Here is a 10,909-nt window from a genome sequence, read left to right on the forward strand (position 1 = left end):
CATGAGCGACGACAGCAAGACCAAGCCAGGGCCGGTCTACGAAACCTCCGGCCCATGGGTCCATGAACCGGCCATCGACCGCACCTTCGGCTCGGGGGCGGAGCTTCCCCACCCGACCATCAGCAAGCTCGACCAGGATCAGGTCCTGCATGGCAAGCTGGACCCCTTCCCCAGCTATATCGCGCTGGAGGTGACCAATGTGTGCAACATCCGCTGCACCCACTGCAATTACCGCTTCGGCGTTGCCCATTACACCCGGGATCGCGGGTTCATGGGGCTGGAGACCGCCGACAGGGTTCTGACGGAGGCGGCGGCCAACAATGCCGCCGTCCTGATGAACTATGACGGCGAGCCATTGATGAACAAGAACTTCATGGACTACCTGACGCTGGCTCAGGGAAAAGGGGTAAAGAGCTACTTCAACACCAACGGAACCTTGTTCACGAAGAAATTCGCAGACGAGATCGTCTCATTCTACAAGGGAAGCATCTTCTTCAGCATCGACGGCAATCGCGACTGGTTCAATAAAATCCGTCTTGGAGCGGATTACGACAAGGTGGTGGCCAATGTGGAATATTTCCTGGCCGCCAACGACAAGGCCGGCGCCCCCATCAGCGTCGGGGTATCGCTTTGCAATCTGGGACAGACCCCCGAGGAGCGGAAGGCCTTTGTCGATCACTGGATCGACCGGGTCAATTTCGTCTCCCTGGGCGAGGTCAACGACAAGAACGGCGGAATCCTCTCGGAGGAAATGACCCAGATGAAGATCCGGCGCCGCCCCATCTGCGTCGTGCCCTGGCAAACCCTGGGGATCTGCCACAACGGCGATGTCGTCCCTTGCAGCATCTACATAACCCGCGCCAATACGGCGAACGCCATTCTTGGCAACGTCTATGAAAAGCCGCTGGCCGAAATCTGGAGGGACGAGCCCATCAGTCGGTTTCGCCGGATGCTGATTTCCGGCGACCACACCGACACCTTCTGCGAAACCTGCGACCGGTGGCGATGCCAGTTCCAATGGCCTCGGGTCACCGAGGGAAACCGCGCCATCGACCGAAACGGCTACTGGACCTCCATCTACAATCTGGATCGCGGCGTTCCCTGGATGCGCCGCGGCGAGGACGACAAGGCGGATGACGGCCGATGATCCGGGTAGGTGCCTGTCCACTCTGCGGGAGTTCCGGGTCCGAACCATATTACGGCTTTGGCGCCCCCGGGCGGATACGGGTCAGCAACCGCCTGTGCCGGGAATGCGGCCTGATCTTTCAATCGCCCCGGCCCGACGACACCGAATTGGCGGCCTATTACGCCCGCTACATGGACGCGACCCAGCCCGCCATCGCGGCGATTCCCCTATCGTTCGAGGAGCATATCAGGGCCATCGGCCGGCTTCGGCTGGCCCATCTGCGCCCCTTTCTCCGGAATGGCATGCGGGTGCTCGATATCGGATGCAGTTTCGGGGCGCTGCTGGCGGTTCTTCGCGACGAATCCGGCTTTGACCTCGTGCTGACGGGGGTGAATCCCGAAGCCTCCCTGGCGCAATTCGGGATCAGGCGCTGGGGCCTGGATATCCGCATCGGGATGTTCGAGTCCCTGCGCTTCGCCGACGCGGCTTTCGATCTGGTCATCATGGACAACGTGATCGAGCACCTGGCCGACCCCGTCGCGTCCCTGGCGGAGATCAACCGGATCACCGCCGATGACGGGATGATGCTGGTCGTGACCAACAACGCCCGCATCCCCCACGGCTTCTACTGGCAGAACTTCTTTCTCGACCACACCGTCACCTTCACGCCGGAGACGTTGACCGCATTGGCGTCCATGAGCGGATACGCGGTGGAGGCGATGGATGACGCCGGGCATGTGACCTGGAAAGGCTACCACTATCCCTACACCACCGGCATCTTCCGGAAGGTGGGGGAAACGCGCGCGTTGGATCGCGCGCCCCTGGCCGGGCATGCCGCCGCCATGCGCCGCTTCGTCGCCCGGTATACCCGCGAGTGGTCCCGGGGCGATCCCTGGCGGCGACGGCTGTACGAGATGTCCCTGTCGGAGCGGCGCCTGCCGAGGCTGCTGGCGTCGGTTGGCCTGGGGGTGGCGAGACGATTCCGGCGAAACCTTGAATTCGAGATGCCCAGTCACACCTTGCCGCCGGCCGAGGTCCGCTCGCGCTGGGTCTTTGCCGCCTTCTGCGCCAGCTACGCCGATGGCGGGGCGGCCTTGTCGTTGGCGTCGCGCCTGGCGATGGACGCCGAGGTCTATCTGTTCAGGGACAACGAGAATGGCCGCGGTTTCTTCACCGCCATGGCGCCCGGGCCGGAGCGGCCCGGTCATTTGCCCTCCATGGCCGAGGCGTTGAACTGGATCGAGGGGGCCGGACGGATGCCCGATATCGTGGTGGCCGTCCGTCTCGTCGACGCGACGTCGACGCCGGAACACTGGGTCGAGGCGGTGACCGACTTCGTGCGGTCGTCGCGGGCGGCGGTGAGCCTTGGCGACGATCCAGGATGCTGGATGGCCGCGGCCCGGGGCGACGCCATCCCTGACATTGCCGGTCTTGGGGATGACTTGAGCAAGGCTGCCGCATCGATGCAAGGGGTTGGAGGGTGTGTGTGATGGGTGCAATTCTACTGATCGAGAATCAGGCGGCCGATTCGCCCAACTCCCCGGCCGAGGTCGCGGCCCTGTTCGGCTGCGACGCCTGGATCGTCGCCGGAGTCCAGGGAGACCGCTTCAAGGCCCGCCAAGCCCACGGGATCGAATGCCCGACCCTGGGGCAATGGGGCGACCTGTTCGAGTTTCTCGATGGAGTGGCCGAGGACTGGCCGGTGATCCTGCGGGTCCGCTCGCCGGATTACCCCCTGCATTCCCGGCTGGCATCCGAAATCGCCGCCCAATTCCCCCTCGACAGGTTCGACCATGTGCTGTCCACCGGTGAGGAATGCGGTCTGTCCGGCTACTTTCTCGAACGCCTCACCCCCTCGGCCCTGAGCCGAATCCGGGGGCAACGGGTCAAGGTGATGCCGCCCGGCTACCTCAATCTGTGCGGGACGCCGGGGAGCGGCCGCCACTGGTTCTCCCTGGATCTCAGGCGCTTCTACTACGTGGATCACTTCGAGACCCTGTTCGATTCGCCGCGCAACGCCTCGGTGAATATGTTCGGGCAGTGCAATTACACCTGCGTGAAGTGTCCGTACCACTCGTCGGCCCTGCCCCGCAAACGGGAATACCCGGGCGAGATGTCCCTGGACCGCTTTGCCATGATCTTGGAGAAGTTCAAGGATTTCAGGCGATTGAGAGGGGTCTACCCCACCATCACCGGCGAGCCGCTGATGCATCCGCGCATCGTCGACATCGTCCGCATGATCAAGGACGCCGGCTATGCCTGCGGCTTCACCACCAACGGCTCCCTGCTGACGCCGGAGATGAGCGGACGCCTGCTGGACGCGGGGCTGGACGGCGTGGCATTCAGCGTCGACACCCTGGACCCGGTCAAGTACCGCCATCTCCAGGCCGGGGGGGACCTGACGGAGGTGGAGCGCAACATCCTTGCCTATCGCGATGCCGTCCAGAATCGGCGAGGCAGCTTCGCCGCCACCATCAACTTCGTGGTCGGCCCGGAGAACGAGGGCGAGCGTGACGCCTACCGCCGGTATTGGGGCGAGCGCGGCTTCAATGTCCAGTTCTCGACCCAATACGCCATCTTCGACCACAACCGGCCGCATTTCGATCAGGTCGAGTGGGGGCCGGCCAGCCGGATGCCGTGCTGGTCCCTGTGGCAGGGCTTGTATCTGACCGATCAGGGCCGTCTCGTCAGCTGCGGCGCCATGGCCAAGACCCTGGGAATCAAGGACAGCCTGTTCGAAATGTCCGGCCCCGATCTCTGGCGCTGCGAAGCCATGCGGATGCTGCGCGAGCAGCAGCTGACCGGGGTCCGGCCGGGCTATTGCGGGGAATTCAACTGCTGGACAGGCATGATCAACACCTTCGTGGCCGATGGCGACGATATCCGGCAATATAGCCGCGGCTCGACCAATCATATCCATGCGACGGCGGGATGAACGACATCATCGAATTAATCCAGGCCGGGCGGCTGGTCGAGGCGAGAACCGCCCTGGAGGCCGGGCTTGACGCATCGAATGATCCGGAATTCCGCCGAATGCTGGGACGGTTGGTCCTGCATCAGGGCGACGCCGCCCTGGCGGCGGCGCATTTCGGACAAGTTGCCGGGAACTGGCCGGATTTGCCGGACGTCTGGTTCGAGTTGGGAATCGCCCGGCTGGGATGCGGCCTGCTGGAGGAGGCGGCGGCGGCGTTCGACCAGGAGCTGAAGCGACGGCCGGACCATGCCGGCGCCGCCTTCAACCTGGCCTGGACCCTCCGGCGGCTTGGCCGCGACGAGGCCGCGGCCGCGCGGTTCCGCGCCCTTCTCGCCCACCGGCCGGATCATGGCGCGGCCTGGTTCAATCTCGGCAACATCCTGGCAGGGCGGGGTGAACTGGAGAAAGCCGCCGAGGCGTTCACGGCGGCCTTGCCCTGCTTTGACGATCAGGGCGGTCTGCTGATCAATCTGGGCGACGTGCGCCAGCGGCAGGGGCGTCTGGCCGACGCCCGCGAGTGCTACGAGCGCGCGGTCCGCCTGCCGGGCGGCGGCAGCGCCGCCGCGAACAATCTCGGCAACCTGCTGACCTCCATGGGGCTGGCGGAGGAGGCGGTGGCCGCCTTCGAGGAGGCTCTGAGGCTTGACGGCGACGATCCGAAGACGGCGTGCAATCTGGCGCTGGCGCTCAATGTCCTGCGGCGGCGCGAGCAGGCGGAGACCCTGCTGCGGCGGGCGGTCGCCCTGGCGCCGGACAATGCCTGGGCATGGAATTGCCTTGGCGTGGTGGGAATCGCCCGCAATCATCTGGACGAAGCGGAAGCCGCATTGCGGCGGGCCATCGACCTCGACCCATCCCTGGCCCAGGCTCACAGCAATCTCGGAGCCGTCCATGGGGACCGCTGCCGCAACGCCGAGGCGCTGGCGTGCTTGCGGCGAGCCCATGACCTGGCGCCCGAAGACCCCGCCATCCACAGCAATCTTCTGTTCCTGCTCCGCCATTCGGACGGGCTCGACCCCCGGTCCCTGTTCGAGGAGCACCGCCGCTACGGCGAGATTCAGGAACGTCTGGCCGCTCCCTTGCCGCCGGCGGCCCTGGACCGCCGGCACGACCGTCTCCGCATCGGCTACGTTTCGCCCGATTTCCGGGAACATGCGGTTTCGCTGTTCTTCGAGCCCATCCTGGAGCGCCACGATACCGGGCGTTTCGAGATTTATTGCTATCACACCGACAACGTCGTGGACGAGGTGACCGAGCGCCTGAAAGCCAAGGCGGCGCATTGGCGCAACATCGCCGGCGTTTCCGCCGATGTGGCCGCCGCCCAGGTCCGCGCCGACGAAATCGACATTCTGATCGATCTCGCCGGGCACAGCGCCCGCAACGGCTTGCCGGTCTTCGTTCGCAAGCCCGCGCCGGTGCAGGTCACGTGGCTGGGCTATCCCGACACCACCGGGCTGACCCGCATCGATTACCGCATCACCGACCTGGGCAGCGATCCTCCCGGCCGCAATGACGAGTTCTACACCGAGACCCTGCTGCGCCTGCCGGCGCAATCCAGTTTCCGCCCGCCCGTGGATTGCCCCGGCCTGCGTTCCCCGCCGTCCCTCGGTTCCCACCGCATCCGGTTCGGGTCGTTCAACAAGCCGGCCAAGCTGAACGATCAGGTGATCACCACCTGGGGGGCGGTTCTCCGGGCCGTGCCGGATTCCACTCTTCTGATGGTGGTTCCCGGGGGCGATCGCCCGGCGATCAGGGATGATATCCGGTCCTTGTTCCGCGATGCCGGGATCGACCCCGGGCGGATCGAGGTTACCGGCCAACGGCCGCTCCGGGCCTTCCTGGATCTGGTGTCGTCGGTCGATATCGCCCTCGATTCCTTTCCCTATTCCGGCGGCACCACCACCACCTTCACTCTCTGGATGGGGGTTCCCGTCATCTGCATGGAGGGGGACGGAGCCGCGTCGGGAAGCAGCCGCGGCCTGCTGGACTCCGTCGGCGGAAGTGGATGGGTCGCCCGATCCGCATCGGATTACGTCAGCATTGCCCGCAAGCTGGCGGGCGATCCGGACGAACTGGCGCGCCTGCGTCCCCGGCTGCGCCGCCGGATGGAGGATCTGACCCGGCACGCCATGGGTGGCATGATGGCGGGCCTGGAGCGGGCCTTGACCGACATCTGGCTCCATTATTCCCAGGGCGTTCCCCTGATCCGCATGCCGTCCGACCGCCCCCGGAACGGTGGGGAGATTCTGGCGCGGCACGATGCCCGCATGGCGGTCTCGGTGTTTCGGGATGGCCGCGCCATCATCATGATGGTCGACGGCGCTGGAATGCGCCCCGTCGGCTCGGCGTTCGGCGGGGACCAGATTACGCCGCGCTTCTCGCCCGACCGTCGCCGGCTCGCCTTTGCCGAGCATGATGGCGCCGCGTTCCAGATCGTCATCGCCGATCTTGGATCGGGGCGGCTGACCGTCTTGAGCGAGGGACGGCTCCACAACGCCATGCCGGCCTGGGATGGCGCGGGGACACGGCTGGTCTGGCACGCCGCCGAGGCGCTGGATATAGATCATGGAGACACCAGCGAAATTTATGTCTGGGAGGGGACGGGAGCGCCACGGCGGCTTACCCGGAATTCTCGCATGGATTGCTATCCGGCGTTTCTGCCCGACGGCGACGGGGTGGTCTTCGAAAGCGGCCGCCACGACGAGGCGTTCGGCTTGTTCAAGGTGGATTGGCAGGGCGTCGAGACGCCGATCCACTACGATACCTCGCGCTGGGCCAGCGGCATCCCCGATCTTGCCGCCGATGGCGAGATCGTCTTCGAAACCGCGGATGTCGCCGATCTGTCGGCATATTCCGTGGCCGCCTTGCGGGAGGGGGGGACACCTCGCCTTCTGTCGCCGTGGTCGGTGGCGGCCAATCCGACGCCCCGGCTGTCACCCGATGGCCTTCGGGTCGCGGCCCATGGCCCCGGCGCGACGCCGGGAACCCTGCTGATTCATGTGGGTCGGCGCGATGCATGGGGAGAGGGGGCGGTTTTCGGCCATGAGGGCGACTGCCTGCAAAATCCCCGCTGGTCCGCTTCCGGGCGGTTGATCGCCGCCGAGGACCGCATCCGCGGGGTGATGGTGGTGGTGGACCTGGAAAGCGGTCTGGTGTCCGAGCTTGCCGGGTGCGACCGCATCCGGGCCCAGCAATTCCTGGAAATCTGGAATTTCGATATCGCCTGACCGCTACCCCGCCAGCGCCGCGACCACCTTATCCGCCGCGCGGCCGTCGCCGTACTCGTCGATGTCGCGTCGGGGCAGGTAATCCGGACCGCGCCACAGGCGGTTCCAGCCGGCGGCGATGGTCTCGGTCCATTCGGTCTCGCCGCGCAGGGTGACGCAGGGCACCCGGTGGAAATAGGCCTCCTTTTGCAGGCCGCCGGAATCGGTCATTACCTGGGCCGCCCCCGCCAGCAGCCGGTGCATGTCCAGATAGCCCACCGGGGGAATCACCGTCAGGCCCGAAAGGTCGACGCCCCATCCCCCGGCCTTCTCCCGGGTGCCGGGATGCAGCGGCAGCACCACCGGTCCGGGTTGCCGCCGCAGATAGTCCACGATGGCGGCCAGCGTCGAGGCATCGCGGGTGTTCTCCGCCCGATGCACCGTCGCCAGCCGGTACCCGCCTTCCGACAACCCCAGACGGCAAAGAATGTCCGACCTTGCCGACCTCGCCCTGGCATGCAGGCAGGAATCGTACATGACGTCGCCGACGGCGTGCAGGCCGGACGTCACCCCCTCCCGCCGCAGATTGTCCAGGGCGGCGGCGGTGGGGCAGAACAGCAGGGTGGAGACATGATCGGTCAGCACCCGGTTGATCTCTTCCGGCATGGCGCGGTTGAACGAGCGCAGCCCGGCCTCCACATGGGCGATCGGGATTTGCCGCTTGGCCGCCACCAGGGCGCCGGCCAGGGTGGAATTGGTATCCCCGTAAACCAGCACCCAATCCGGACGCTCGGCCAGCATCACCGGTTCCAGCGCCTCCATCATCCGGCCGGTCATCGCGCCATGGCCGCCGCCGTGAATGCCAAGGAAATGGGACGGAGGCGGCAAATCCAGTTCCTCGAAGAACACGTCGGACATGTCCGGATCGAAATGCTGGCCGGTATGAACCATGCTCTCCCGGAAGGAACCGGTCCGGGCAAGGGCGCGGCTGACGGCCGCGGCCTTGATGAATTGCGGCCTTGCCCCCACCACGGTGAGGACGCGAAGCCTAGCCATAGGCCTTGACCTCGGGCACGAAGCGGGCGTGGCGCCGCATGGCGGCCAGAATCCGGCTCCGGTTGTCGCGGGTCCAGCGGATGGTGCGCTCCAATCCGTCCTCCAGCGTCACCGAGGCGGCGAAGCCCAGCCGGTGGCGGGACTTGGACGGATCGCCGAAACGTTTGCCGGAATGATCCCATGGGCGGGCGGGAGCCATGGCGACGGGAGTGGAATTGCCGGCCAGCCGGTTGATGGTTTCCGCCAGTTCCCCGATGGAGGTCTCGACTCCCGACGCCATGTTATAGGCCTCGCCCGGGGTGCCGTTCGTGGCGCAGGCCATCAGGCCCTGGGCGATATCGTCGACGAAGACGAAGTCTCGGCTGGCGATGCCGCCGTTTTCCACCGGCAGCGCCTCGCCGTGAAGAGCCTTCCAGATGAAGGTGGGAACGACGTTGCGCCATACCGTTGCCGGGGTTCCACGCCATTGTCCGGCCCCCAGGATTTCACCGGGTCCGTAGACGTTCTGGAAGCGGGCGGCCACATAGGGCAGGCCATGCTGGCGAAAGTAGTAATTGCCGTACATCTCGCCCACCAGCTTCGAGATGGAATAGGGGCTGTCGTGAATCAGGGAGACGGGAGCATCCTCGGCCGTGGCCTGGGCGGTGTCGAAGGTCTTGCGGGCCACGGCGCAGCCGGCGGCGGAATAGACCACCTTGCGCAGGTCCGGCATGTCCTTCAGCCGCTCGAACAGCTTCAGGGTGGTCAGGGTGTTGTTCTGATGATCGGTGATGGGATCGAGGATGGAGGATTGATTGCCGTGGTAGCAGGCGAGGTGAAAGACGAATTCCAGATCGGCCGATAGCCGCGTCAGCACGCGGTCGTCGGCGATGGACCCTGGAATGAACTCCACCACGTCGTGCTCCGGCACATTGGCGATGTCTGCCGACAGCAGGTTGTCCACGATGGTCAGGCGGCGCGGCGCCAGCTTCAGCAGGTGCCGGCACAAGGCGCCGCCAACGAATCCCGCTCCTCCGACCACCAGGATGGAGGCGCCGGAAAGGGTCTGGGTTTGCGACATGGCGGTTCGGGTCCGAACGGGAGCGAGGGTCCTATCCTAGGTGCCAAAGCATTTATGAAACTGTTAAGGTCGGCCATCGAATGACAGCGATGCCGCACGCGATCCCCCGGAGCCGGAATGACCACTTTCCACCGTCGCCACCCCGCCAGGCCCGCCTGACATGTGCGGCATCGCCGGCATTCTGGATATCAGCGGAGAATGGCCGCGAGAACGGCTGACCGGGATTTGCGGCCGCATAACCGACCGGATGGTTCATCGCGGTCCGGATGACGGCGGCGTGTGGGCCGACCCCGCCGGCGGGCTGGTTCTGGGCCATCGGCGGCTGTCCATCATCGACACCTCGGTGGCCGGGCATCAGCCCATGGAAGCCTCCGACGGAGCCTCGGCGATCGCCTTCAACGGCGAAATCTACAACTTCCAGGAATTACGGCGCCGGCTGGAAGCGGCGGGAGAGACGTTCTCGTCGCACAGCGACACCGAGGTGCTGCTGGCCGGCCTGCGCCGTCATGGCGCCGATTTCGTCCGCCACCTGGACGGCATGTACGCCTTTGCGTGGTGGAAACGGGCGGAGCGGACCCTGCTTCTGGCCCGCGACCCCTTTGGCGAGAAGCCGCTTTACACCTATCGGTCCGGCCCGGTCTTCGCCTTTGCCTCGGAATTGGCCCCCCTCTCGGAACTGCCCGATTTCGACGACCGGATCGAGGTGGAGGCCATGGCGGCCTATTGCATGTTCCAATATATCGGGGCTCCCCGCGCCATCTACCGGGCCGCGGCCAAGGTGCCGCCCGGCGCCGTCGTCCGCGTGGGCGGCGATGGGGCGACGGAGGAGATCTCGCGTTATCGCTTCCGCACCTCCGCCGAACGCGCCTCTCGCCGGTCGCTGGCCGATCTGGGGGACGAGCTGGAGGAGATCCTGGTGGAAACCATTCGCACCCGGATGATCAGCGACGTGCCGCTGGGGGCGTTCCTGTCGAGCGGGGTCGATTCATCGACGGTGGTGGCGTTGGCGGCGCGACGCCTCAACCGCTCGCTGGATACCTTCTCCATCGGGTTCGAAGGAACAGCCGGCAGCGAGCACGAGGACGCCCGCGCCATGGCCCGCTGGCTGGGCACCCGTCACGAGGACGAAATCTGTAGCCCCGACATCGGTTCCGCCGCCGTGGAGATTGGGACGGTGCTGGATGAACCCAACTCCGACTCATCTTGCCTGCCGACCCATCTTCTCAGCCGGCTGACCCGCCGCAAGGTGACGGTGGCGCTGTCGGGAGATGGCGGCGACGAGATGTTCGGCGGCTATGACCGTTACTTCTCCACCTTGTACGATCAGGCCCGCTTCCGGGCGGGGGAATTGCCCTATCCGGAGTGGCGGCCCGACCTCGCCTATTATTCGACGAGGCTGCTGCAATTCCCCGAACGCGACATCGCCATTCTGTTCGGAGAGATGCCGCCGGGACTGGCGGCGGAACTGGCCGGCCTGCGGCAGGCGC

At 65.9% G+C, this 10,909-nt stretch carries 7 protein-coding genes; 5 read left to right on the forward strand and 2 right to left on the reverse strand.

What is annotated here, in order from left to right; translation table 11 throughout:
- Nucleotide 1: 1 nt before the first annotated feature.
- The 4 genes from MTBSS4_RS18870 to MTBSS4_RS18885 are packed head-to-tail and all read left to right on the forward strand — an operon-like array spanning nucleotide 2 to nucleotide 7,327.
- Entirely contained in the window at nucleotides 2–1,147 is a 1,146-nt protein-coding gene (locus tag MTBSS4_RS18870) for a radical SAM protein (protein ID WP_173984917.1), read from the forward strand.
- Nucleotides 1,144–2,616: a class I SAM-dependent methyltransferase gene (locus MTBSS4_RS18875; RefSeq protein WP_173984918.1), complete on the forward strand. Its 1,473-nt coding sequence runs from the start codon at nucleotides 1,144–1,146 to the stop codon at nucleotides 2,614–2,616. Before MTBSS4_RS18870 ends, MTBSS4_RS18875 begins: the two co-directional genes overlap by 4 nt.
- Nucleotides 2,616–4,061, forward strand: a complete 1,446-nt coding sequence (locus MTBSS4_RS18880) for a radical SAM/SPASM domain-containing protein (protein WP_173984919.1) — start codon at nucleotides 2,616–2,618, stop codon at nucleotides 4,059–4,061. Before MTBSS4_RS18875 ends, MTBSS4_RS18880 begins: the two co-directional genes overlap by 1 nt.
- Nucleotides 4,058–7,327, forward strand: coding sequence for a tetratricopeptide repeat protein (locus MTBSS4_RS18885; protein WP_173984920.1), 3,270 nt, complete (start codon nucleotides 4,058–4,060; stop codon nucleotides 7,325–7,327). The genes MTBSS4_RS18880 and MTBSS4_RS18885 overlap by 4 nt, the downstream gene beginning before the upstream one ends.
- Before the next feature lie 3 nt (nucleotides 7,328–7,330).
- Here the strand turns inward: MTBSS4_RS18885 and wecB are convergent, their stop codons facing one another.
- Entirely contained in the window at nucleotides 7,331–8,362 is a 1,032-nt protein-coding gene (gene wecB / locus MTBSS4_RS18890; protein ID WP_173984921.1) for a non-hydrolyzing UDP-N-acetylglucosamine 2-epimerase, read from the reverse strand.
- Entirely contained in the window at nucleotides 8,355–9,422 is a 1,068-nt protein-coding gene (locus tag MTBSS4_RS18895) for an NAD-dependent epimerase/dehydratase family protein (protein WP_173984922.1), read from the reverse strand. Before MTBSS4_RS18895 ends, wecB begins: the two co-directional genes overlap by 8 nt.
- 160 nt (nucleotides 9,423–9,582) lie before the next feature.
- On the opposite strand from MTBSS4_RS18895, the gene asnB reads away from it, so the two are divergent.
- The coding region (asnB, locus tag MTBSS4_RS18900; RefSeq protein ID WP_173984923.1) for an asparagine synthase (glutamine-hydrolyzing) at nucleotides 9,583–10,909 on the forward strand (1,327 nt) is incomplete at its 3' end.

The sequence above is a fragment of the Magnetospirillum sp. SS-4 genome, from assembly GCF_902729425.1.
Lineage (GTDB): Bacteria > Pseudomonadota > Alphaproteobacteria > Rhodospirillales > Magnetospirillaceae > Phaeospirillum.